Here is a 22,658-nt window from a genome sequence, read left to right as displayed (position 1 = left end):
CCGTCATGAGCGATGACCTCAAACCTCCGTCAGTGGCCGATTGGCAGCGGCTGTTCGACGACAAGGCCTACTGGCAGCAATCGCCCGATGCGCATTTCGCCGAATTGATGCGGGTGGCCAATGATCTGTTCGGCCAGGGGGCCGTCGATCTGGCGCAATGGCAGGACCTCAAGACCCGGGCCGAGCAGCTTCACCAGCGCTCGCCGGACGCCAACGTTGCCGAAGAAGTCGCCGACCCCGAAGCCTGAGCATCCCAGGAGATACCATGAAACCTACCACCCAGAACCCCGATGAGCCGGCGATGCCCGGCGAAGTGGAGCGCGATAACGACGCCCTGCGTCCCAATGATCCGGCCAAGCGCAAACAACAGCAGGGCGAGCCAGGCGCCGAAGACACCGATGCACAGAAAACCGGACGGCACCCTTCAGGTCATCGCCCGGTGTAGATCGGTCCCGGTAGTGACACTTGCAACTTGCCAGCCGGGGAGTGATAAGTTGTATTTGTACTACCCCGGCTTATTTGTATAACTGTTTGTATAACTCACTGGGATATCTGGAGAAATTGGCATCCAGATTAAATAATTATTTAACTGGGCGGCCGGACATCCTCCTGGAGTTGCTCTATTATTGCTTTCGTTCGCCCAGTGTCTGGCTCTTTACCAGTGCATGGAATGCCGAGGCCGTTGCACTGGGCGAACACCGTTCGAACTTCTCGCCCGTTCTTGTCGGGCCCGCCCATCCCGGCGCAGACAAACCCTAAACCTGAATGCTCAATGCCTCCCTGCATTGATCGATGGAGCGCTGTTGCGTCTCGGCATACAACCGCAGTTCATCGATCGTCGCCCGTCCCAGTGCCTCTTCGAAGGCCTGGCGGTTGGACTGCCCGGCATAATGGCTCTGGGCGTCGTCGCCGAGGTTCGACTGGAAGATCCCCGCGGCACTGACCGGCAGGAAATCCTCGTACACCAGAGGCTCGGCGCGCAGGTAACCCTGTTCCACCAGACGTTCCAGCTCAGTTGATTGCTCCAGTGTGCCCTTGGCGGCCAGGCCTTTTGGCGTGACGAAATAGCGGAAGTACGCCAGTGCCTGTCGACGCAATTCATCCTGGTCGTCAGGGAACTGCAGGAAGTGCTCGGCCATCAGTGTGTTGTAGCGCTGGGCATTGGCCTCGTTGGGAAATTCCCCGAGGGCGTCCCGGGCTGCGTTCAGCAACTGATCGTAGAGCGCGCGCCCCTTGGGCGTGAGGGCGGCGCCTCGTTGTTCGATTTCACCAAAGCGGGCGCTATGGCTGCCCTGGGTGCCGGCCGGGTCGGTGAACGCGACCGGTTCGTCCAGGGCTTTGAAACTGGTCTGGCGCAACAGGATCGGACACCGGCGGCGAGGTGGGCCTTCGACCACCGCTTTGGGTGTGATGCCGTGGACGGGCATCTGGGCCTGGACGATGTCGATGTCCAGGGTGCGTGGCGTCAGGTGGTTGATGTGCGGGCCCTTGAAGGCCACCACGTCAGCGATCAAGCGATGCTGGGCGCTGAGTTGACGGTACTGCTCGGCCGTGACGGTGGCGTGGCTGTGCCAGCGAAACGTCTCCAGGGCCTGCAGGACGAAGTCTTCGGCTTGTGGTTCGCTCAGGCCACCCTGGCGCTCGGCAAGGTCGATGAGCTGAAGGGCCAGGGGCGTGAAAATCTGCCGTTTATCCAGCACCGATTGGGCAAAGGCCCGAAGCTCGCTGTTCTCGATCAGTTCCAGGCGCAGCAACGAGGTGAATACCCGGAACGGACTGACCTGCAGTGCGCTTTCATGCACGGCGCGAAACGCGGTGGAGTGCACCGGCACCCCGGCCGGCGTCAGGTCGTAGTAACCCACCGGTTGCATGCCCATGACCGCGAACAGCCGGGCCAGGGTGGCCAGTTCCGTCGCGGTGCCGACGCGGATCGCCCCATGGCGCTCCATGTCCAGGCGTTGACGTTCGCCAGTGCTGTCCAGGTGCTCGGCCAATTGTGGATCGTTGAGCAACACCTGGGCATTGGTGTGCTCCACCAGGTTCATCAGTGCGCCGTACAACGGCACCTCGTCACGGTACATCTCGGACATCGCCTTGGAGAAGCGTTGGCGGATCAGGTCGGGACTGACGAAGCTCATGGCGGGGATTCCTGGTTCGGGCAATGGAAATCGGCGGGCAAGTACAACGAAAGATCGCAGCCTTCGTCAGCGGCGACAAACGAAGAATCTTCACGACTTCATTCTGTGAGGGACTGATCCACCAGTTCGATCCAGTGTCGCACGGGGGTACGCCCGGCGCCGTCCAGGTGGTTCTGGCAACCGACGTTGGCGGTGACGATCAGTTCCGGATGGCCGCTTTCCAGGGCATTGAGGCGGTTGTCCCGCAGCTGTCGCGCCAGGGTCGGCTGGGTCAGGGAATAGGTGCCGGCCGAGCCGCAGCACAGATGGCCGTCGGGAACCGGGGTGAGGTTGAAGCCCAGCCGTGCCAGCAAGGCCTCGACGCTGCCGCCGAGTTTCTGTGCGTGCTGCAGGGTGCAAGGGCAGTGGACCGCGATGCGACGGTCTTTCGCTGCGCAGATCTGTTCCAGGGGTTCGCTGCCGAGCACTTGCACCAGGTCCAGGGCGCGCGCGCTCACCTGTTTCGCCTTGGCGGCATAGTCGGGATCGTGCGCCAGCAGATGGCCGTAGTCCTTGATGAAGGCACCACAACCGCTGGCGGTCTGGACGATGGCTTCGGCGCCATTGGCCAGGTGCGGCCACCAGGCATCGATGTTGCGTCGGGCGCGGTCCAGCCCGGTGGCCTGAGCGTCGAGGTGATAGTCCAGCGCACCGCAGCAGCCCGCTTCTTCACAGGCGACGACGCTGATGCCCAGGCGGTCCAGCACGCGTGCAGCCGCCGCATTGGTGTTGGGAGACAGGCCCGGTTGCACGCAACCTTCGAGCATCAGCACGGTGCGCGTATGGCGCGCCACCGGGCGCTCGGAGAGGCGCGCGTGCGTACGGGGCAGCTTGGCGCTCAACGTCGTTGGCAACAGCGGACGGAACACGCTGCCCAAACGCAGCAGGGCCTTGAACCGCTCGGGGCTGGGAGCCAGGCCCCGCAAACCCAGGCGCAGCGCACGTTGGCCGGCGGGGCGCGGTACCGCGGCATCGACCACGGCCCGACCGATGTCCAGCAGGTTGTGGTAATCCACGCCCGACGGGCAGGTGGTCTCGCAGTTGCGACACGACAGGCAGCGGTCCAGATGCAGTTGAGTGCTGGTGGTGGCCGGTTGGCCTTCGAGCACTTGCTTGATCAGGTAGATGCGGCCTCGCGGACCGTCCAGTTCGTCCCCCAGCAATTGATAAGTCGGGCAGGTGGCGTTGCAGAAGCCGCAATGCACGCAGCTACGCAGGATCCGTTCGGCTTCTTCGGCGCGGGGAAGTTGTCGGGCTTCGTCGCTGAAACGGGTTTGCATCGCAAGGGACCTCCAGGCTCTGTCTGAAATATATCCGTACACGGCCATACCGCGTTGAAACCGGCCTCGCGCACACAGTCCGATCAGAATGCCCATGTGCTCCAGTACACTGCGTTTACTCGCCGTTTTTTGCCTTGCCTGACCGTCATCTCAAGGCTTTTCAAACAGAGCCTAGAACTGCGGATACATCCGTCCCGGGTTGAACAAACCCAGGGGATCGAGCTGGGCCTTGAGGCTGCGGTGGTAGCGCAGCAGCGCCGGGGCCAACGGTTGAAACGGCGTGTCGGTGGCGCCATGACTGTAGCAGGTGGCATGGCCGCCCACTTCCCGGGCCAGGGCCTGCACCGTATCGGCGTCGGTTTTCAGCCAGCGTTGCGCGCCGGCCCAATCGAGCAGCTGCGGGCCTGGCAGGTCCAGCGGGCCGACGTGGTTGGGCACTGACAGGCGCCACAGGGGAAGTCCTTCATCGAAGAAAACCAGGCGATGTTCATTCAGGTCCGACCAGTACCGGCTGTCGATCACTTCGCCGCCGAACCGCTGGTGAGCCGCGCTGACCGAGCCTTCGCCACCTTCCAGGCGCAGGTGCAGGCAGTCGCCGTCATGGCTGGCGGCACTGATGGGCAAGGGCTGCCGGCCCCATTCGGCGAGGTTCTCCAGCGCTTCGGCGCTGCCCATTTCCAGGCGGATGCTCAGGCTGTGGCGGGGCTTGGGCAGGACCTTCAAGGACACTTCGATGATCACCCCAAGGCAACCCAGGCTGCCTGCCAGCAGGCGTGACAGGTCATAACCGGCAACGTTCTTCATGACCTCGCCGCCAAAGCGCAGCAACGTGCCGTGGCCGCTGATCAGGCGGGTCCCCAGGACGAAGTCGCGTACCGATCCGGCCCAAGGGCGGCGTGGCCCCGACAGCCCGGTGGCGACCATGCCACCCACGGTGGCGTGCTCGCCGAACGCCGGTGGTTCGCACGGCAATTGCTGGCCGGCGTTGTCCAGGGCCGCGAGCAGTTCGCGCAGCGGGGTGCCGGCGCGGACGGTAACGACCAGCTCGGTGGGGTCGTAGTGGACGATGCCCCGATGGACCCGGGTGTCCAGCACCTCGCCGGCCACCTCCCGTCCCAGGAAGGCCTTGCTGTTCGAACCCTGGATGCGCAACGGCGTCGTGTTGGCCCGGGCACGGTTGACCTGTTCGAGCAACAGGTCGCTGGCGTCGCGGTCGACTTCGCCGCTCATCAGAAACGCTCCAGTTCGGGGAAAGGCAGTTGCCCGCCATGGATATGCATCGCTCCGAATTCGGCGCAGCGGTGCAGGGTAGGGATGTTCTTGCCGGGATTGAGCAGGCCGGCAGGATCGAACGCCGCTTTTACGGCATGGAACAGGTTCAGTTCGTCGCTGTTGAACTGGGTGCACATCTGGTTGATCTTTTCCCGTCCCACGCCATGTTCACCCGTGATGCTGCCGCCCACCTGGACACAGAGCTCGAGGATCTTGCCGCCCAGGGTTTCGGCGCGCTCCAGTTCGCCGGGCTGATTGGCATCGAACAGGATCAGCGGATGCATGTTGCCGTCGCCGGCATGAAACACGTTGGCGACCCGCAGCCCGTGTTCGGCGCCGAGGCTGGCGATGCGCTGCAATACTTCGGGCAGGGCGCGCCGGGGAATGGTGCCGTCCATGCAGTAGTAGTCCGGCGCCAGTCGGCCCACCGCCGGGAAGGCGTTCTTGCGTCCGGCCCAGAACCGCAGGCGCTCAGCCTCGTCCCTGGCCTGGCGCACCTCGGTGGCGCCGGCCTGGTGCAATACCTGGCGGACCCGTTCGCAGTCGTCATGGACATCGGCCTCGACCCCGTCCAGTTCGCACAGCAGGATGGCTTCGGCATCCACCGGATAACCGGCGTGGATGAAATCCTCGGCGGCGCGGATCGCCAGGTTGTCCATCATTTCCAGGCCGCCAGGAATGATGCCGGCGGCGATGATATCGGCCACCGCCCGGCCGGCCTTGTCCACCGAGTCGAAACTGGCCAGCAGCACCCTGGCGACCTGGGGACGTGGCAACAGTTTGACCGTGACTTCGGTGATCACTCCCAGCAAGCCTTCTGAGCCGGTGAACAGTGCCAGCAGGTCCAGGCCGGGGGAGTCCAGGGCCTCGCTGCCCAGGGTCAGGTGTTCGCCTTCGATGGTGAGCATTTCCAGCTTCAACAGGTTGTGCACCGTCAGCCCGTACTTCAGGCAATGCACGCCCCCGGCATTTTCAGCGACGTTGCCGCCGATGGAGCAAGCGATCTGGGAGGAGGGGTCCGGTGCGTAATACAGCCCGAAAGGCGCCGCCGCCTGGGAGATCGCCAGGTTGCGCACGCCGGGTTGCAGGCGTGCGGTGCGAGCGTCGGGGTCGATGTGCAGAATCTGGTTGAAGCGGGCCATGACCAGTAGCACGCCGCTTGCCAGGGGCAGGGCGCCGCCGGACAAGCCGGTCCCCGCGCCCCGGGCTACCACCGGAACGTTACGCTCATGGCACACCTTGAGTAGCGCCTGGACCTGTTCGACTCGCCGCGGCAACACCACCAGCATGGGGGTAGTGCGATAGGCCGAGAGGCCGTCGCATTCGTAGGGCTTGAGGTCTTCCTGGCGATGCAGGACTTCCAGGTCCGGAACCTGGGTCTGCAAGGCCTGGAGAAGGGCCTGTCTGTCCACCTTTGGCAGAGTGCCGTCGAGGTGTTCGTCATAGAGAATGTTCATCGCGCGTGTTCCCGTTCAGCGACCGGCCCCGGCATTGGATGACTGTCGTGGCGGGCCAGGCAGTCGGGGAGAAATCCTCCTGCCAGAGCAAGTCGCAAGAGCCTTGAACCATCGTAGGTCATTGCCCTAGTCCCTTGAGAAAATCCCGATACAACGCCGCAGTCCTTGCTGGTTTTTCCATGGGCGGCAAGTGGCCGAGGCCGTCCCAGATTTCCACTCGCAAATCCGCGATGCCCTTGCTCCATACAGGGACGCAGCTGACGTCGATCATCCGGTCTTGCCGACCCCAGACAAGCAACGACGGCGCACGGATATCACCCAGGCGCGGTTCCATCGGCGGGCTGGCGGTAAAGTCCGCGTAGATCTCCGCCAACTCTTCCCGGCGCTGGACATACTGCTCGGCCACCGCCGCCAGTACCACTTTCGGCACCCAGGGCGGCGAGGCCATGGTCAAGGCGTAGAACGGTGGGAAATCATCCCGCGAACCCATGAGGGACGGGTTTCGGCCGGCGGCCACCAGGCGATCCATGTCGCTGGGTTGCGGGGACGTGACGCCGGCTGGATTGAGCAGCGCCAGGGTCAGTACGCGCTCCGGCGAAGTGGCCGCCAGCCATGCGGCGAGATAGCCGCCCATGGAGTTGCCGATCACGTGGACCTTGTCCAGGCCACAAGCGTCGAGCAGTTCGATCACCCGCCTGGCCTGGGTCGGGATGTCGTAGCCACCACCAGCCTTGAAGCCGGTTTCGCCATGGCCGGCCAGGTCGGGAATCACCACCCGGTAGTCATTGACAAAGGACCTGGCCATGCGCAGCCAGAGGTTCTTGTCGGCACTGTAACCGTGCAGCATCAGTATGCTGGCGGACGCTTCGTAAGGTCCGCCTTGCAGCGTCGATACCGTCATCTCGCTGATCGGCACCGTGATCTTGCGCAACCGGGAGAGGCGCGTTTCCAGTGCCATGCTCAAGTCGAACAGTACCTGGCCAATACCCGGATAGGTCAGCCAGCACCAGGCGACAAACACGGCGAGGAGTACCCACAACACCAGCATGTATGACCTCCATGAGTCACGACAGAATTCGATTGCCCAGCCTTGGGCTACCTGTATAGCAGTAGTAAGTGAAGCTCAAAGGCGGGCACACCGCGACGGCAGGGTTGCTTTTGCTTGGGTGGAAGTTGTGAAAGCCATGGCATTCCTGATGGTGCGTTGCTTCTTGTTGTGAGTCATCTGGAGTGGCGCGGCTTCTGGTAGCTGTCGAGCGGGACGTGAGGAGGCGAGAGCAAGGGATGTCCCCGGCTTGTACCGGGGGTATGTCGCTTCTTTAATTGGAGGAGTGGTCACCAGTGACAGTGATGGATCAAGGCATATCTGAGGTCAAATCTAGTTTGATTCCTTTCAATTCTCCGTTTGTTTTGTAATATGCGGTGTTTCTGTATTTGTAGATCGTATCCAGGGTCGTAAGTTTTACTCTTCCTGGCAGAACTGTTCGGACAGCATTGGGGCTTTTGGTTACAAGAAATGGATGGGATGATTTGATTTTATCAAGTGCCTCAACGGGGTCGTTAATTTTTTCCATAAGGAAATATCGATAGATGAAAGGGACGGTCGCTCCGCCTGAATTGTAAAGTACTTCGTAAATAGCGCCTGTTGAGTCAACAGGGGTTACTGAAATTATTTCTGACGGTTCCGGTGTAGCGGGGGACTTCATGTAAATGTATATCGCCTGCATAATGCAGACTGCTGACAGAATCAGGTAGGTTCGTTTAGATGTCCTTGCTTTGAGCATACCTTATCCCTGCTTTTATCCAGATTTGGTCCACTTCGTCATCGCCGTAAGGCGATTCTGCCCACCACTTTCCAAACTATTCCTCTGACGTCCCTGCTATGGATTGAGCCGCTCCTGCCGCTCTTAGTAGGATCTGTTCTGAAATTCCTGCTACTGTGCCGGTAGCGCCATAATTGAAATTTCCAAATTCCTCATATTCCCTGCCGCGCTGTTCGGCCTGGACTCTTTTCTCCAGGCTGGCCTTGTCCAGTTGATATCGATTGATAATGGCATTTCTTTCCTGGTGTATCGGTTGGTCCAAACGGCTATATGTTGTTTCTCTTAGCTCCTGTGGTTGCGATGGTTGAGGCGAGTTGCTTGGATTTTTCCGTAAGAATTTTTATTTTTGCGGCAAACATCCTGGCCGTGTACGTAGCGGTGATGGAGGTAAGCCATCTGTTGTAGGTTGTTAGTGAAGGCTCTCTGCTTGTGTGAAAAATATTTACAAAGTCAACGGCGTTTTGTTTGAAGTCTTTATCGAAAGGGCTTCTTCCATAAAAAGTCTTCGCTGTCGCAGTGATTTTTTGCAGTTCGCTGTTCTTGATCTTAAGAAGTTCATCGACGATAGATTTTTCATGTTTGTATTGCTTTAGTGCACTTGGTTACCAGGAGCTGGTTTTTTGGCAATTTCCTCGTCAAGCTCGGACCTGAAAAACGGAGCGTGTGAATTATAGGCTTTTTCTATTCTGTTTAGTTGAGTGGCAATGGTGGCGAAGATGGTTGTCGATTGATCGGGATGCTTGATGTTTTTCTTGCTGAAGAGTGTGTTTATTTCAGGTTGTTCAACAACTATTCCGCTCCAAGGGAGCGGTTTGGCGGTGTACCCAGGGGGGATTTTCGGCGAACTGGGCAGTGGCGACGGTTGTGGTGGCTCGGGCGTAACAACTATGGGTGGCAGATTTATTGTTTTAGGTGGTTTGTTTGATTTTTTCATAATGCCTCCCTGGCAATGAGTTTGTAGAGCGTTCGCTAATAACTACGCTAAACGTCCGCATTCCGAGCGGCAACCTGAAAGGCGCGTCGGAAAGTTCTGAGGAATTTGTCGTATCGTCCTGCATTTCTTTATTTTGCTTCCCTCGTTCCTACGACTGTTGTCGGTAGAGGACTCGTCCGCGAGGGCTTGTTGGTTGTACGGCTAGAGCCTTGCGTCATTGTCGGGTAGGGTGCCAAGGCACTCACTCGATACGGAACAAGGATGAAATCATGACGATTACCTCGCTTCGCTCCCGTCTGGCCGTCAGTCTCGGCTTGAGCCTGGCCCTCGGCGCCTTCGCCCCCGTTGCCTTCGCGCAGCCTCATCAACCGGTATTGACTCAAGCTGAACAGTACAAGGGCGAGGCCCTGAAATTGCTCGAACGGTTGGTGAACATCGATTCCGGTTCCGGCTATGTGCCGGGGTTGACTCAGGTCGGTGAGATCGCCATCGATGAGCTGAAGAAGCTCGGCTTCAGCTTCGAAAAGGTGCCGAATTCGGATGGCACTCAGCATGTCCTGGCAACCCTCAAGGGCACCGGCAAGGCGAAGATCCTGCTGATGGCTCACATGGACACGGTGTTCAAGGAAGGCTCGGCCGCCGAGCGGCCTTTTCACATCAAGGACGGGCGCGCCTATGGGCCGGGGGTGATGGATGACAAGGGCGGCATCGTCGCCGGGATTTATGCGCTGAAAGTGCTGAAGAATCTCGACTTCAAGAACTACGCGCAGATCACTTTCCTGCTTGATGCCAGCGAAGAGACCGGCTCGGACGCCGCCACCGACCTGATCAAGAAAACCGCCAAGGCCCACGACGTGACGCTGAACCTTGAACCGGGGCGCCCGGCCGATGGCCTGGTGGTATGGCGCAAGGGCAGTGCCACGGCGCTGGTGGAGGTCAAGGGCAAGGCCTCCCATGCCGGTGTCGCGCCGGAACTGGGTCGCAATGCGGCGATGGAAGCGGCACACCAGATCCTGCAACTGGGCAAGCTCGGCGATGCGGAGAAGAAAACCACCATCAACTTCACGGTGCTCAACGCGGGTGACCGGACCAACGTGATTCCCGACCAGGCCAGCGCCAAGGCCGATGTGCGGGCGGCGGTGCCGGAAGAGTTCGACCGCATCGAAAAGGACCTGGCCCGTGTGTCGCAAGACAAGCTGATCCCCGACACCGAGGTTACCACCAGCCTCAAGCGTGGCTTGCCACCCATGCCGCAGACGGCCGAGTCGGATCGCCTGATGGCCATGGCCCAGGGCATCTATGGCGAGCTGGGGCGCAAACTGACCGAAGAAGGCAGCGGCGGGGCGGCGGATGCCAGCCTGTCCGCCGGCGTCGGTACGCCGACGCTGGATGGTTTCGGCGTCGTCGGCGGCAACATTCATACGCCGCAAGAGTACGCGGAAGTTGAGAGCGTGGTACCGCGGATTTATCTGTTGTCGCGGATGATCATGGAGTTGGCTGATCGATAGCCGTCAGCCTGCACAACCTGCCTGCGACAACCCCCTGTGGCGCGGGGATGAATCCCCTCGCCACAAGAGTGGCGTCTGTCTTGATATCGCTAGTAGACCCAAACCTCCACTCGTCGATTCCTGATCCTTCCTTCATCTTCGTTGTTGGCCGCCACCGGCATCAGCGCGCCGAAGCCGCGGACTTCCCGCAGTGTCACGCCGTACTTGACCAGTTCACGCCGCACCGCCATGGCCCGCAACCTGGACAGCAGGTCTGCCCGCGCCGGGTCGTCCTTGGCGTCGCCGAAACCCACCAGCGTCACTCGGCGCTCGGTCTTGCCGTGCCTCTGGATATAGTCGAGCACCCGGCCCAGGTCCTGATGAGCCTTGCTGTCCAGGCTGGCGCTGCCTTCCTCGAAGCGGAAATTCACGCTCAGGCGCTGGGCGTGGCGGCTCAGGGCCTGGTAGCCCTCGGGCATCAGTGCATTAGGGGTAACGGCCATGGCCTGGACTGTCTGGGCAATGAACCCGTTGGCCGCGACGATGGCCTGGCCCTGGTCGCTCTGGGCGAACTCCACCAGCGCCTCGGCCCAGGGGTTGGTCGGCGATGCAGGCAGATAGAAGAACAGGCGCCGGGACAGAGGATAGTCTTCGGTGGCAATCAGGCTGTTGAGTGGCAGCATGGGCTGGGAGTCGCCATCGACGATCGCCACTGCCTTGGCCTGGCGGACATAGGGCAGGCCGATAAACCCGATTCCTTGCGGATCCTGGCTGACGGCGTCAGAGAGCTGTTCGCTGGATTCGTAACGTCGGGCTGTAGGATCCAGCCGTTTACCTTGCCGGCTCAGGACCAGTTCCTTGAAGGTATCGTAGGTGCCGGACTGTTCGTCCCTGGCATACAGATGTATGGCGCCGCCAACGCCGCCCAAGGCTTCCCAGGTTTTTGCCTCGCCGCTGAATATTCGGGCGAGCTGCAAGGTATCAAGCTGACGCAACGGGTTTTGGGGATGAAGAATGATCGCCAGGCCATCGATGGCGATGACTTGCTCGGCGCCGGGACTTTTCAAGTCGCCGAGGGACTTCAGTTCCTGCAGCTCGCTGTCCTTGATCGGTCGGGAAGAGGCCGCCAGATCGGCGCTGGCCTGCTTCAGGGCGGCGAAGCCGGTGCTGGATCCGTGGGCCGCAATGTCGATTTCTACGCGCCGGCCTGCGGCGGTCTGGCCGACGATTCGTTGTTCGTTTTCACGTCCGGTGATTTCGCTGCTGACTTCGAGCAGTCCGCGCTCGATCATCAGGCCCCTGACCAGGGCCGGCCCCAGCGCCGCGCCAATAGTATTCGAACCCTGGATGCGCAGCGCCGGCCCGTGCTCGGGGATTGGCAATGCGCTGGCGCAGGCCGCAAGGGGCAGCCAGAGGCCCACGAGAAAACCAATCCACAGCCGCATGCCGGTACCTTCGGAACCTGGGGAAGTGCTGGAAGATTAAGTCAAACAGGTTGCTGAAATATGACGGGCGTGCGACGCGGCGCGAGTGACAGAGGCGATCCAGTGGGAGCGAGCAGGTTCGCTCCCACCCGGACGGGGTGCGGCCGGTGTCAGCTCAATTCCAGCCAGATCGGCGCGTGGTCCGAAGGTTTCTCCATGCCCCGCAGTTCATAATCCACACCGGCATCCTTGACTCGCGGCAACAGGCCGTGGGAGGCGAGGATCAGGTCGATGCGCAGGCCGCGCTTGGGCTCGTCCTCGAAGCCGCGGCTGCGGTAGTCGAACCAGCTGAATCGGTCGGCGACGTCCGGGTTCAAATGGCGAAAACTGTCCACCAGGCCCCAGTTCTTCAAGCGGGCCATCCATTCGCGTTCTTCCGGCAGGAAGCTGCATTTGCCGGTCTTCAACCAGCGTTTCATGTTGCCCGGGCCGATGCCGATGTCGCAGTCTTCCGGGGAAATGTTCACGTCGCCCATGACCACCAGCGGCTGTTCGTTGCTGAAGCGGCTTTCCAGCAATTGCTGCAGGTCGCTGTAGAAACGCTCCTTGGCCGGGAATTTGGTCGGGTGATCGCGGCTTTCACCTTGTGGGAAGTAACCGTTCATGATGGTCACCGGCACGCCGTTGGCATCGGCGAAGGTGCCCCAGATAAAGCGTCGCTGGGCGTCTTCATCGTCGCCTTCGAAGCCTTTGTACAGGCTCAATGGCGCCTGGCGGGAGAGCAGGGCGACACCGTAGTGGCCTTTTTGCCCGTGGTAGTGAACGTGGTAGCCCAGGGCTTGCACTTCGGCCACTGGAAACTGCTCGTCGTGGACCTTGGTTTCCTGCAGGCCGATCACGTCCGGCTGGTGCTTCTCGATCAGCGCCGCCAGCTGATGGGGGCGGGCGCGTAGCCCATTGATATTGAAGGAGACGATCTTCATGGTCGGCTGTCCTGGCAAAACTGCGATGCTAGCTGACATGTCGGAACGGGGATAGTGGCCTGTGAGGCGAGCCACCGCGTGGCAGTGGGACAAATGCGCTGCTAATGTCCTTGGCGTGTAGGAACGATCGTAACCTTATCGGGTTCGTACTCAATAAGAGCAGGGCCTCACCGAGCCCCGCCCAGGAGATCCAACGCCATGCCTGAGACCGCCACCGCTGATGTCCATATGCTCGACAGCGGCTATTCCCGCGAAGCACGTTCCCTGCTGTACCAGGCCTACCGCCATGAGCCGACCTTCAGCTACCTGTTCGAATCCGAGCGCCCCGGTTATGAGCAGCGGGTACGGGCGACGGTGCGCGAACTGGTCAAGCAGCATTTTCTCCAGGAACTGCCGGCCATCGGCCTGCTGGTCAACGACAGGCTGGTGGGCATTGCCCTGATCGCCCCGCCGCAGCGGCGCCTGGGCATTACCGAAAGCTGGGCCTGGCGCTTGCGCATGGTCCTGAGCACCGGGTTCCGCTGCACCCGGCGCTATCTGGACTACCATGCGGCGGTGCTGGCGTGCCTGCCCTCGGATGCCGTCCATGTACTGCCGTTGCTGGGCGTTCACCCACAGTTCCAGGGCAAGCATCTGGGCGAGCAGTTGCTGGAGGCCGTGCACAATTGGTGCGCGGTGGACCCGAATTCCCAGGGAGTGGTGCTCGATACAGGCAACCCGCGTTACCTGGAATTCTATAAACGTCAGGGCTACGAGGAAATTGGCGAAATTGCTGTAGGACCGATCCGCGAGCATGTGTTTTTCCACGCCAGTCCTCAGGTCGTGCAAAGCGCCACGGGTTGAGTCGGCGAACTTTTGAGACATGTCCGGCTCTATCAGGCTCCCAACCCCGTGATAGCATCCGCGCCATGAAACTCCCAGGAAGAATGACCAGCGGCGCGCTCCTGCTGTCCCTCAGCTGCGCGGCGCTGGCACAAAGTGAATTGGATGTACGGATCAAACCCTCCAATGACGCGCTCAAGGCCAACGTAGAAGGTTATATCGGTGGGTTGGGCGATCGTGACGAGGAGGCATTGCTGCGCTTCAGTCGCGGTGCCGAAGAACAGGCCCGCAAGGCCGCCCAGGCGCTGGGTTACTACCAGCCGCAGATCGACAGCGAGGTCAAGGGCGGCGAGCGCCCGCGCCTGATCCTGACCATCGACCCCGGCGAGCCGGTGCACCTGCGCAATGTCACGGTGCGCATCGATGGGCCAGCGGCTTCCCTCAAGGCTTTCCGTGTACCGGACAACGATGCCCTCAAGCCCGGCGCGGTGCTCGATCATGGGCGCTATGAAGACGCCAAGCGCATGATTCAGAACCAGGCGTCGCGCTATGGTTTCTTCAGCGGGCATTTCGCCAGCCAGCGATTGCTGGTGGACCCCCAGGCCGGCGTCGCCGATATCGAGTTGATCTACGACAGCGGTCCGCGCTATGCCCTGGGGCCGGTGAGTTTCGAAGGCGACACACCGTTCGACGAAGACCTGTTGCGACGCATGGTACCGTTCAAGGCGGGCACGCCCTACGACTCCGAGTTGATCGCCGAGTTGAACCAGGCATTGCAATCGAGCGGCTATTTCGAGGGGGTTCGTGTGGACGCGGCTCCCGCCGCGGCCACCGACAATGTGATCCCGGTGGCGGTCCGCCTCGACACCCGCAAGCCACGCACCATGGGCCTCGGCCTGGGGTTCTCCACCGATGTCGGGCCACGGGCCAAGGCTAACTGGACGCGCCATTGGGTCAACCCCCAGGGCCACAGTTACGGCTGGGAGGCGGAAGTGTCGGCGCCCCGGCAGAACGTCGGCCTGTGGTATGACGTGCCGCTGGATCCGCCGTTGACCGACAAGCTGCGCTACGCCGGGGGGTACCAGTACGAAGAGCTGGCCGGCACCGACAGCCTCAGCAAGCTGCTGACCGTGGGACCTGAATGGCACAGCAAGTTGCCCAGCGGCTGGCAGCGGGTGGTGTCGCTCAAATGGCAGCGCGAGGAATATCGCCTCGGCGACGATGCGGGCCTGAGTACCTTGCTGATGCCCGGCGTCAGTTATTCCTACCTGCGCAGCGACAACCGCATCGACCCGCGCAACGGCTACCGCTTGCAGTTCGACACCAAGGTCGCCAAGGAAGGGTTGGGATCGGACAACAACCTGTTATACGGCACCGCGATGGTCAAGGGCCTGACCACCGTGTTCGACAAGCATCGCCTGCTGGCCCGGGCCCAGATCGGCGGCAGCGCCACCAATGGCTACAAATCCATACCGCCGTCCTTGCGCTTTTTTGCCGGCGGCGACCAGAGCGTGCGTGGCTACGACTACCAGAGCCTGTCGCCGGAAAACTCCGAGGGCGATCGCATCGGTGGCCGCTACATGGTGGCCGGCAGCCTCGAGTATCAATATTCCATCGCCGAAAAATGGCGGGTGGCGACGTTCGTCGACCAGGGCAATTCCTTCAACAGCCTTGAGCTGCCGAGCCTCAAGACCGGGGTCGGGGTCGGCGTGCGCTGGGTATCGCCGGTAGGCCCGATCCGCCTCGACCTGGCCCATGCCATGGACGACGATGGTGGCATTCGATTGCATTTTTCCATGGGGCCCGAGCTGTGAATCGTGGTTTGAAAATAACGCTGCTGGCGCTCGCTGCGTTGCTGGCGGTGTTGACGCTGGCGCTGGGTGTCATCCTCGGTACGCAATCGGGTAGCCGCTGGGCGCTGGCGCGGGTGCCGGGGCTGGCGACGGAAAATTTCCAGGGGCGCCTGGGCGGCCAATGGAGCGCCGATCATGTGTCGTGGCAACAGGACGGCAGCCGGCTCGAAGTCGATGGAGTGCTGTTGGCCTGGTCGCCCCTGTGCCTGATGCGCATGACCCTGTGTATCGAACGACTCAAGGCCGACAGGATCAGCCTGCAATTGCCGGCCTCCACCGATGCGCCAGAAAGCGGCCCGATCACCTTGCCCGACCTGGACCTGCCGGTGGCCATCGAGCTGGGCGATGTGCAGGTCGGCAGCCTGCTGTTCAACGGCAGCGAACAGCTCAAGGGGTTGCAACTGACCGCCCATTGGACCGCCCAGGGTATGCGGATCGAGTCGCTGCGGTTGCAGCGCGACGAACTGAGCCTGCAACTGTCCGGCCTGCTGCAACCGGGGGGCGACTGGCCCCTTCAGGCCCAGGGCCGATTGATCCTGCCGGCGCCGGGCACTACGCCCTGGGCGCTGGATTTGCACGTCGACGGCGACCTGCTCAAGACCCTGCGACTCAACGCCGACAGCAGTGGCTACCTGCAAGGCCGACTGACTGGCGAGCTACAACCGCTGGCGGACAATCTGCCGGCCAAGGTGCGCATGACCGCCGACGGTTTCAGGGCCAGCGCCGATCTGCCGGACACGCTGTTGCTCAACCAGGTGGAGCTGACCGGCGAGGGAGATCTGGAGCATGGTTATCAATTGCTGGGCAGCGCCAAGTTGCCTGCCGAGCAGGGGCCCGTGGCGCTGCGGCTGCAAGGCAAGGTGGACGCCGACGGCGCGCAGATCGCCGGCCTGGACCTGAACGCCAGCGACCAGCAGCACCTGAAGCTGACCGGACAGGTGGATTGGCGCGAAGGCCTGAACGCCGAAGCGAAGATCGCCTGGCTGGATTTCCCCTGGCATCGCCTCTACCCGTTGGTCGAAGAGCCGCAGGTGGCATTGCGCAGCTTCAATGGCGAAATCTCCTACACAGATGGCCAATACCTGGGCAACTTCCAGGCTGCGCTGGACGGACCCGCCGGGGCTTTCAGCCTGGACAGCCCGTTCAGCGGCAACCTGACACAAATCCACTTGCCGCAGCTCAAGCTCGTCGCGGGGCAGGGCAAGGCCGAAGGGCACCTGAACCTGCAATTCGCCGACGGCATCGCCTGGGATACCGCACTGCAATTGTCGGCCATCGACCCGGCTTACTGGCTTGCCGAGCTGCCCGGCACCCTGGCCGGATCGTTGCACAGTCAAGGGGTGATGAAAAACGACAGCCTCGACCTCGACGCGAAGCTCGACCTCAAGGGCAGATTGCGTGGCCAGCCCGCGTTGCTCCAGGCCACGGCCCGCGGTGCCGGCGAGCATTGGGACCTCAGTGCACTGGACATGCGACTGGGGGATAACCGCATCAACGGCAGCGCCAGTCTGCAACAGCAGCTCACCGGGCGAATCGACGTCAAGCTTTCCCGCCTGGCCCAGCTCTGGCCGCAACTGCGCGGCCAGGTCACGGGCCGAGTCGATGTCAACGGGACGCTCAAGGCGCCCCAAGGCAAGCTTGGCCTGCAGGGCACACAGCTGGCGTTTGAGGGCAATCACCTGCAAAGCCTGAACCTGGATGCGACCCTCGACAACGCGCAACGGGGCAAGATCGACCTCAAGGCCAGCGGCATCCGGGCAGGAGAGACTTCGCTGGGCGTCCTGACGGTGAGTGGGCAGGGGGATGTCAGACAGCAGAAACTGAACCTGGATTTGCAAGGCCCTCAGCTGGACACGACCCTGGCATTCGATGGCGCGCTCGACCAGGGCAACTGGCGCGGGCGCCTGGCCAGCGGCGTTGTCCAGGCCGGCGGCCAGGGCTGGCGCCTGCAGGCGCCGGCGAAGCTGGAACGCCTGGCCAACGGCACGCTCAATGTCGGCGCCCATTGCTGGCGTTCCGGGCAGGCCAGCCTGTGCGGCGAAGACCAGCGCCTGATGCCGGAGCCCAAGCTGCGTTATCACCTCAAGCAGTTCCCCATCGAAAGCCTGGCCCAGTGGATGCCCAAGGATTTCGCCTGGCAGGGCCGGCTCAATGCCGACCTGCAACTGGACCTGCCGGCCAGCGGCCCGAACGGTCGCATCCAGGTGGATGCCAGCGCAGGCACCCTGCGTATTCGCGACAAGGCCCGCGATACGGCGCCATGGCTGGACTTCCCCTATCAGACCTTGACCCTCGACAGTCGCCTGACGCCCAAGCGCATCGACACCCAGCTGAATTTCGTCGGTACAAGGCTGGGTGAGCTGATGCTCCAGGCCCAGATCAATCCCTTGCCCGCCAGCAAGCCCCTCAGCGGCTCGTTCCGCCTGACCGGCCTGGACCTGTCGGTAGCCCGGCCGTTCGTGCCGATGGTGGAAACCCTCACCGGGCACCTGAACGGCAGCGGCACGTTGGCAGGTAGCCTGTTGGCGCCCCAGGTCAACGGCAGCCTTGTGCTCAGCGACGGCCAGGTATCGGGCCCGGAGTTGCCGGTCAGCCTCGAAGCCTTGCAGATGCGGGCCATGATCGCAGGCGATACGGTGCGCCTGGACGGCGACTGGAAGAGCGGCAAGAACGGTCGGGGCAGCCTGGTGGGAAGCCTCGGCTGGGGCGAGGCCCTGAGCATGAACCTGGCCCTCAAGGGCTCGCAGTTGCCGGTGACCGTCGAGCCTTATGCACAACTGGACGTGGCTCCGGACCTGGACATCACCCTGCAGGGGGAGCGCCTGTCCATCGCCGGCAAGGTCCTGGTGCCCAAGGGCGACATCACCATCCGCGAATTGCCACCTTCCACCGTCAAGGTGTCGGATGACACGGTGATCGTCGGCCACCAGACCGAAGAGGGCAAGGTGCCCATCGCCATGGCGATGGACATCGATGTCATCGTCGGTCAGGAAAAACTGGCGTTCTCCGGGTTTGGGTTGACCGCCAACGTGCAGGGCCAGGTCCACATCGGCGACAACATGGATACCCGTGGCGAGCTCTGGCTCAACGATGGCCGCTACCGGGCCTATGGGCAGCGGCTGACGGTGCGTCGGGCGCGGTTGCTGTTCGCCGGGCCCATCGACCAGCCTTACCTGGACATCGAAGCAATCCGCCAGACCGATGACGTGATCGCCGGTATCCGCCTGAGCGGCAGCGCCGAGCAGCCGACCACGCAAATCTTTTCCGAGCCGGCCATGAGCCAGGAGCAGGCACTGTCCTACCTGGTGCTGGGGCGACCGCTCAGCACCACCGGCGAGGACAACAACATGCTCGCCCAGGCGGCATTGGGCCTGGGCCTGATGGGCAGTTCGGGGGTGACCACCAGCCTGGCCAATAACCTGGGCATCGACGACTTCCAGCTCGACACCCAGGGCAGCGGCAATACCACCAGCGTGGTGGCCAGCGGCAACCTGTCGGAAAAACTCAGCCTGCGCTACGGCGTCGGTGTGTTCGAGCCGGCCAACACCATCGCCCTGCGCTACAAGCTCAGCAAGAAGGTCTACCTCGAAGCCGCCAGCGGCGTCGCCAGCTCCCTGGACATCTTCTACAAGCGCGATTTCTAGCCTTTCTCCCAAACCCGTGTGGAGCCAATCCCTGTGGGAGCGAGCAAGCTCGCTCCCACAGGGGTGTCTGCGTTTCGTCTGCTAGTTAGTAGCTAGCTATCTATTTGTTTGACATTTGCTGCCTAAGCAGTAATATCTCGACATACATTCACTGCCTAGGCAGCAAACGGTGCCCAGATGAAGCATTTCACTCCAGATGAATTCCACAATTGCCACCTCGGCATGCTGCTCGGACGTGCCGCGCTGCTCAAGGACCGGATCATCGACACCCACATGGAACCCGTCGGCATCACCGCCGCACAGTTCAAGGTGCTGATCATCATGGCCCAGCATGGCATCGACACGCCGGCCGAGCTGTGCCGATACCTGTCCCTGGACAGCGGCTCGATGACACGCATGCTCGATCGCCTGGAACAGAAGGGCTTCCTGGTTCGCCATCGTTCGGCGCAGGACCGCCGCCAGGTGCAGCTGGTCCTGACCGACGCGGGCCAGGCCCTCGCCGATCGCTTGCCGTACATCGGCGCCGACGCCATGAACCAGCTGGCCGGTGCCATCAGCCGCGAGGAGCTGCAAACCCTCGAACAGATCCTCAAGAAAATTCTGCTCGCCGCCGGTGATCCCATCACGGTGCTGCGATTGGGGGACAAATGAAGCGTAGAACCTTGCGTACCCGTTTGAGCCTGGTGCTGCTGGCCATGAGCCTGGCCGGTTGCGCCAGTTACAGCGGCCTTGAAACCCAAGGCGTCAGCCTTGAAGCCCAGAGCCTGAAGGCAGGGCAATCCTTGAATGGCGTCACGCTGTCGCCGGCCTCATGGCCCAAGCGCGACTGGTGGAGCAGCCTCGGCGATCCGCAGCTCGATGGCCTGATCCGTGAAGCCTTGCGCGACAGTCCGGACATGCAGGTCGCCAGTGCCCGCGTCCATCAGGCCAGCGCCGCGGCGTATGCCGCCAATGCGGCGCGCATGCCCACCCTGGATGCCAGTGGCAGCGTCAGCCGTTCTCGGCTGGCCCGGGACCAGGACCCGGCGGGGCAGGGCGGGGCGTACAGCACGCTGCGTTCGCTGAGCGTCGACTTCAATTACAACTTCGACCTCTGGGGCGGCCAGCGTGCCGCCTGGGAAGCTGCTCTGGGCCAGGCCCGCGCGGCCGAGATCGACCGCCAGGCCGCACAGTTGACCCTGGCCGCCGACGTGGCCCGGGCCTATAGCGACCTGGGTCAGGCCCACATCATTTATGACCTGGCTGACGAAGACCTCAAGCGCACCCGGCAGATGCTTGACCTGAGCAAGCGCCGCCTCAGCGCCGGGATCGACAGCGAGTACCAGTTCCAGCAGACCGAAAGCCTGGAAGCCAGTGCCGATGCCTCTCGCATCGACGCGGAAAAACGCCTGCAAAGTGCCCGGATCGCCCTGGCGGTGCTGTTGGGCAAGGGCCCGGACCGTGGCAATGAAATCGCTCGGCCCAACGTGCTGAAAGCCAGCGCGGTCGCCTTGCCATCGAACCTGCCGGCTGAGCTGCTGGGCCGTCGTCCGGACCTGGTGGCGGCGCGCTGGCGGGTCGAGGCGGCGGGCAAGAACATCGAGGCCGGCAAGACCAACTTCTATCCCAACCTCAACCTGAGCGCGGCGGCGGGAGTGCAGTCGCTGTTGGGTGATGCGATGTTCGGCTCGCCCAGCCGCTTCTTCAACGTTGCGCCCACCGTATCGCTGCCGATTTTCGACGGCGGGCGGCTGCGGGCGGACCTGGATGCCCGCGACGCCGATTACGACCTGGCGGTGGCGCAATACAACCAGAGCCTGGTCAGGGCCCTTGGGGATGTCAGCGACACCATCAACCAACTGCGCGACATCGCACGGCAGATCGGTGCCCAACAGCATGCGACCGATATCGCGCAGAGCTCCTACGACACCGTGGTCCAGCGTTACGGCTCCGGTATCGGGAATTATCTGGACGTGCTGAGCGTCGAGCAGCAACTGCTCCAGGCCCAGCGCCAACTGGCGACCCTCAATGCCGAGCAGATCGATCTGTCGATCCAACTGATGCAGGCCCTGGGCGGTGGTTTCGAGACCGACACACTGGCCTCGGCCACGCCGGTCTCCACCACGCCGAATAACTGATTCGAGGTATATGTCATGGCGACTGCCGAAACGACCCCATCCGAAAATGTCCAGGACAACAATCCTCGCAAGCGCAAGGTGATGTTGCTGGCCCTGGCGCTGGTGGTGATCCTGGGCGGCCTGGGTGTCTGGGCCTGGCACGAATTGTACGGGCGCTGGAACGAAAGCACCGACGATGCCTATGTGAACGGCAACGTGGTGGAAATCACACCGCAGGTCAGCGGCACCGTAGTGAGTATTGGCGCCGATGATGGCGACCTGGTTCGCGAGGGCCAGGTGCTGGTGCAATTCGACCCGAACGACGCCGAAGTGGGGCTGCAAAGTGCCCAGGCCAACCTGGCGCGTACCGTGCGCCAGGTGCGGGGGCTGTACAGCAACGTCGACGGCATGCGAGCGCAGGTCAATGCGCAGGAAGCCGAAGTGCAGAAGGCCCAGGAAAACTACAACCGCCGCAAGAACCTGGCGGCGGGCGGCGCGATCTCCCAGGAAGAGCTGTCCCATGCCCGGGACGACCTGACCTCGGCCCAGAACGCCCTCGCCAATGCCCGGCAACAACTCAAGACCACCAGCGCCCTGGTGGACGATACGGTGGTGTCGTCCCATCCCGACGTGCAGTCCGCCGCTGCGCAACTGCGCCAGGCTTACCTGGCCAATGCCCGCAGCACCCTGATCGCGCCGGTCACAGGTTACGTCGCCAAGCGCACCGTGCAACTGGGGCAGCGGGTGCAGCCGGGCACCGCACTGATGGCGGTGATTCCCCTGGACCAGTTGTGGATCGACGCCAACTTCAAGGAAACCCAGTTGCGTGACATGCGCATCGGCCAGCCGGTGGAGATCGAAACCGACCTCTATGGCAGCGATGTGAAGTACAGCGGCACGGTCGACAGCCTCGGTGCGGGAACCGGCAGCGCGTTCGCCCTGCTGCCGGCACAGAACGCCACCGGCAACTGGATCAAGATCGTCCAGCGGGTGCCGGTGCGGATCCATGTCAACGCCGAGGAACTGGCCAGGCATCCGTTGCGGGTCGGCCTGTCCACCGAAGTCAACGTCAACCTGAGGGACCAGAGCGGCCCTGTGTTGGCCCAGCAGCCCCCGCAGAAGGCCACGTTCAGCACCCAGGTCTACGAACGGCAACTGGCTGATGCCGACGCGATGATCACCCGCCTGATCCATGACAACAGTGCGGCTGCCAGCAAGACGGTGCAACGCTGACGAATCTGTGGCGAGGGATTTATCCCCTATGGGCTGCGAAACAGCCCCATCTGATTGAAGCGTTGACCCTGACACTCCGAGCCGCAGGTTCAGGGGCGGCTTCGCAGCCCAGCGGGGATAAATCCCCTCGCCACAGAGGTTAACCATGTTCCTGGTCCAAACAGGGCTGAGTC

General features: G+C 62.4%; 19 protein-coding genes. 9 read left to right on the top strand and 10 right to left on the bottom strand.

Features of this window, described 5'->3' with window-relative positions; genetic code table 11:
- The first annotated feature begins 5 nt into the window (after positions 1-5).
- Both AC1M7R_RS02010 and AC1M7R_RS02005 read left to right on the top strand, forming a co-directional pair.
- Positions 6-248 (top strand): hypothetical protein, encoded by a 243-nt coding sequence (locus AC1M7R_RS02010; RefSeq protein ID WP_072392423.1) that lies wholly within the window; start codon positions 6-8, stop codon positions 246-248.
- Positions 249-265: 17 nt separating this feature from the next.
- Entirely contained in the window at positions 266-445 is a 180-nt protein-coding gene (locus AC1M7R_RS02005) for a hypothetical protein (RefSeq protein WP_072458186.1), read from the top strand.
- Positions 446-755: 310 nt separating this feature from the next.
- Here the strand turns inward: AC1M7R_RS02005 and hglS are convergent, their stop codons facing one another.
- The 8 genes from hglS to AC1M7R_RS01965 form a co-directional block, all read right to left on the bottom strand.
- Complete coding sequence (gene hglS / locus AC1M7R_RS02000) at positions 756-2,138, bottom strand: 2-oxoadipate dioxygenase/decarboxylase HglS (RefSeq protein WP_076406614.1); 1,383 nt, start codon at positions 2,136-2,138, stop codon at positions 756-758.
- A gap of 98 nt (positions 2,139-2,236) precedes the next feature.
- Positions 2,237-3,457, bottom strand: coding sequence for a glycolate oxidase subunit GlcF (glcF, locus tag AC1M7R_RS01995; RefSeq protein WP_092180038.1), 1,221 nt, complete (start codon positions 3,455-3,457; stop codon positions 2,237-2,239).
- A 171-nt stretch (positions 3,458-3,628) separates the two neighbouring features.
- The gene (gene glcE / locus AC1M7R_RS01990; protein WP_072430664.1) at positions 3,629-4,687 is read right to left on the bottom strand and encodes a glycolate oxidase subunit GlcE; all 1,059 of its coding nucleotides are present in this window, start codon (positions 4,685-4,687) and stop codon (positions 3,629-3,631) included.
- Positions 4,687-6,186, bottom strand: a complete 1,500-nt coding sequence (gene glcD, locus AC1M7R_RS01985; protein WP_123596067.1) for a glycolate oxidase subunit GlcD — start codon at positions 6,184-6,186, stop codon at positions 4,687-4,689. The genes glcE and glcD overlap by 1 nt, the downstream gene beginning before the upstream one ends.
- Before the next feature lie 118 nt (positions 6,187-6,304).
- Positions 6,305-7,234, bottom strand: coding sequence for an alpha/beta fold hydrolase (locus AC1M7R_RS01980; RefSeq protein WP_072392441.1), 930 nt, complete (start codon positions 7,232-7,234; stop codon positions 6,305-6,307).
- A 307-nt stretch (positions 7,235-7,541) separates the two neighbouring features.
- Positions 7,542-7,970, bottom strand: a complete 429-nt coding sequence (locus tag AC1M7R_RS01975; protein WP_490610198.1) for a hypothetical protein — start codon at positions 7,968-7,970, stop codon at positions 7,542-7,544.
- A gap of 76 nt (positions 7,971-8,046) precedes the next feature.
- Positions 8,047-8,271 carry a polymorphic toxin type 44 domain-containing protein gene (locus tag AC1M7R_RS01970; RefSeq protein WP_256681448.1) on the bottom strand — a complete coding sequence of 75 codons (225 nt, stop codon included), beginning with the start codon at positions 8,269-8,271 and terminating at the stop codon, positions 8,047-8,049.
- Between the two features lie 327 nt (positions 8,272-8,598).
- Positions 8,599-8,943 carry a hypothetical protein gene (locus AC1M7R_RS01965; protein WP_490610197.1) on the bottom strand — a complete coding sequence of 115 codons (345 nt, stop codon included), beginning with the start codon at positions 8,941-8,943 and terminating at the stop codon, positions 8,599-8,601.
- 269 nt (positions 8,944-9,212) lie between these two features.
- Between AC1M7R_RS01965 and AC1M7R_RS01960 the strand changes: the two genes are divergently transcribed.
- The gene (locus AC1M7R_RS01960; protein ID WP_072392447.1) at positions 9,213-10,451 is read left to right on the top strand and encodes a M20/M25/M40 family metallo-hydrolase; all 1,239 of its coding nucleotides are present in this window, start codon (positions 9,213-9,215) and stop codon (positions 10,449-10,451) included.
- A gap of 89 nt (positions 10,452-10,540) precedes the next feature.
- Here the strand turns inward: AC1M7R_RS01960 and AC1M7R_RS01955 are convergent, their stop codons facing one another.
- A complete protein-coding gene (locus AC1M7R_RS01955; RefSeq protein ID WP_072392467.1) occupies positions 10,541-11,875 on the bottom strand; it encodes a substrate-binding domain-containing protein in 1,335 nt (444 codons plus the stop codon).
- 149 nt (positions 11,876-12,024) lie between these two features.
- The gene (xthA, locus tag AC1M7R_RS01950; RefSeq protein WP_490610196.1) at positions 12,025-12,837 is read right to left on the bottom strand and encodes an exodeoxyribonuclease III; all 813 of its coding nucleotides are present in this window, start codon (positions 12,835-12,837) and stop codon (positions 12,025-12,027) included.
- A gap of 198 nt (positions 12,838-13,035) precedes the next feature.
- Here xthA and AC1M7R_RS01945 point away from each other — a divergent pair, with 198 nt between their 5' ends.
- The 6 genes from AC1M7R_RS01945 to AC1M7R_RS01920 all read left to right on the top strand — a co-directional run bounded on the left by AC1M7R_RS01945 (position 13,036) and on the right by AC1M7R_RS01920 (position 22,485).
- The gene (locus AC1M7R_RS01945; protein ID WP_072392473.1) at positions 13,036-13,680 is read left to right on the top strand and encodes a GNAT family N-acetyltransferase; all 645 of its coding nucleotides are present in this window, start codon (positions 13,036-13,038) and stop codon (positions 13,678-13,680) included.
- A 65-nt stretch (positions 13,681-13,745) separates the two neighbouring features.
- Positions 13,746-15,473: an autotransporter assembly complex protein TamA gene (locus AC1M7R_RS01940; protein WP_072392476.1), complete on the top strand. Its 1,728-nt coding sequence runs from the start codon at positions 13,746-13,748 to the stop codon at positions 15,471-15,473.
- Positions 15,470-19,156, top strand: coding sequence for a translocation/assembly module TamB domain-containing protein (locus AC1M7R_RS01935; protein ID WP_490610195.1), 3,687 nt, complete (start codon positions 15,470-15,472; stop codon positions 19,154-19,156). The genes AC1M7R_RS01940 and AC1M7R_RS01935 overlap by 4 nt, the downstream gene beginning before the upstream one ends.
- Before the next feature lie 177 nt (positions 19,157-19,333).
- Positions 19,334-19,807 (top strand): MarR family winged helix-turn-helix transcriptional regulator, encoded by a 474-nt coding sequence (locus AC1M7R_RS01930; RefSeq protein ID WP_072392482.1) that lies wholly within the window; start codon positions 19,334-19,336, stop codon positions 19,805-19,807.
- On the top strand, positions 19,804-21,273 hold the full coding sequence (locus AC1M7R_RS01925) for an efflux transporter outer membrane subunit (protein WP_072392485.1): 1,470 nt from the start codon (positions 19,804-19,806) through the stop codon (positions 21,271-21,273). Before AC1M7R_RS01930 ends, AC1M7R_RS01925 begins: the two co-directional genes overlap by 4 nt.
- Positions 21,274-21,288: 15 nt before the next feature.
- The gene (locus AC1M7R_RS01920) at positions 21,289-22,485 is read left to right on the top strand and encodes an HlyD/EmrA/EmrK family protein (RefSeq protein WP_072430660.1); all 1,197 of its coding nucleotides are present in this window, start codon (positions 21,289-21,291) and stop codon (positions 22,483-22,485) included.
- Positions 22,486-22,658 lie beyond the last annotated feature (173 nt).

The organism is Pseudomonas sp. MS01C9, from assembly GCF_058202755.1.
This window is presented reverse-complemented; position numbering and strand designations above follow the sequence as displayed.

Bases quoted from the DNA above. Each gene is read 5' to 3' on its own strand.
- AC1M7R_RS02010 (WP_072392423.1), top strand. From the start codon at position 6: ATGAGCGATGACCTCAAACCTCCGTCAGTGGCCGATTGGCAGCGGCTG.
- AC1M7R_RS02005 (WP_072458186.1), top strand. From the start codon at position 266: ATGAAACCTACCACCCAGAACCCCGATGAGCCGGCGATGCCCGGCGAA.
- hglS (WP_076406614.1), bottom strand. From the start codon at position 2,138: ATGAGCTTCGTCAGTCCCGACCTGATCCGCCAACGCTTCTCCAAGGCG.
- glcF (WP_092180038.1), bottom strand. From the start codon at position 3,457: ATGCAAACCCGTTTCAGCGACGAAGCCCGACAACTTCCCCGCGCCGAA.
- glcE (WP_072430664.1), bottom strand. From the start codon at position 4,687: ATGAGCGGCGAAGTCGACCGCGACGCCAGCGACCTGTTGCTCGAACAG.
- glcD (WP_123596067.1), bottom strand. From the start codon at position 6,186: ATGAACATTCTCTATGACGAACACCTCGACGGCACTCTGCCAAAGGTG.
- AC1M7R_RS01980 (WP_072392441.1), bottom strand. From the start codon at position 7,234: ATGCTGGTGTTGTGGGTACTCCTCGCCGTGTTTGTCGCCTGGTGCTGG.
- AC1M7R_RS01975 (WP_490610198.1), bottom strand. From the start codon at position 7,970: ATGCTCAAAGCAAGGACATCTAAACGAACCTACCTGATTCTGTCAGCA.
- AC1M7R_RS01965 (WP_490610197.1), bottom strand. From the start codon at position 8,943: ATGAAAAAATCAAACAAACCACCTAAAACAATAAATCTGCCACCCATA.
- AC1M7R_RS01960 (WP_072392447.1), top strand. From the start codon at position 9,213: ATGACGATTACCTCGCTTCGCTCCCGTCTGGCCGTCAGTCTCGGCTTG.
- AC1M7R_RS01955 (WP_072392467.1), bottom strand. From the start codon at position 11,875: ATGCGGCTGTGGATTGGTTTTCTCGTGGGCCTCTGGCTGCCCCTTGCG.
- xthA (WP_490610196.1), bottom strand. From the start codon at position 12,837: ATGAAGATCGTCTCCTTCAATATCAATGGGCTACGCGCCCGCCCCCAT.
- AC1M7R_RS01945 (WP_072392473.1), top strand. From the start codon at position 13,036: ATGCCTGAGACCGCCACCGCTGATGTCCATATGCTCGACAGCGGCTAT.
- AC1M7R_RS01940 (WP_072392476.1), top strand. From the start codon at position 13,746: ATGAAACTCCCAGGAAGAATGACCAGCGGCGCGCTCCTGCTGTCCCTC.
- AC1M7R_RS01930 (WP_072392482.1), top strand. From the start codon at position 19,334: ATGAAGCATTTCACTCCAGATGAATTCCACAATTGCCACCTCGGCATG.
- AC1M7R_RS01925 (WP_072392485.1), top strand. From the start codon at position 19,804: ATGAAGCGTAGAACCTTGCGTACCCGTTTGAGCCTGGTGCTGCTGGCC.
- AC1M7R_RS01920 (WP_072430660.1), top strand. From the start codon at position 21,289: ATGGCGACTGCCGAAACGACCCCATCCGAAAATGTCCAGGACAACAAT.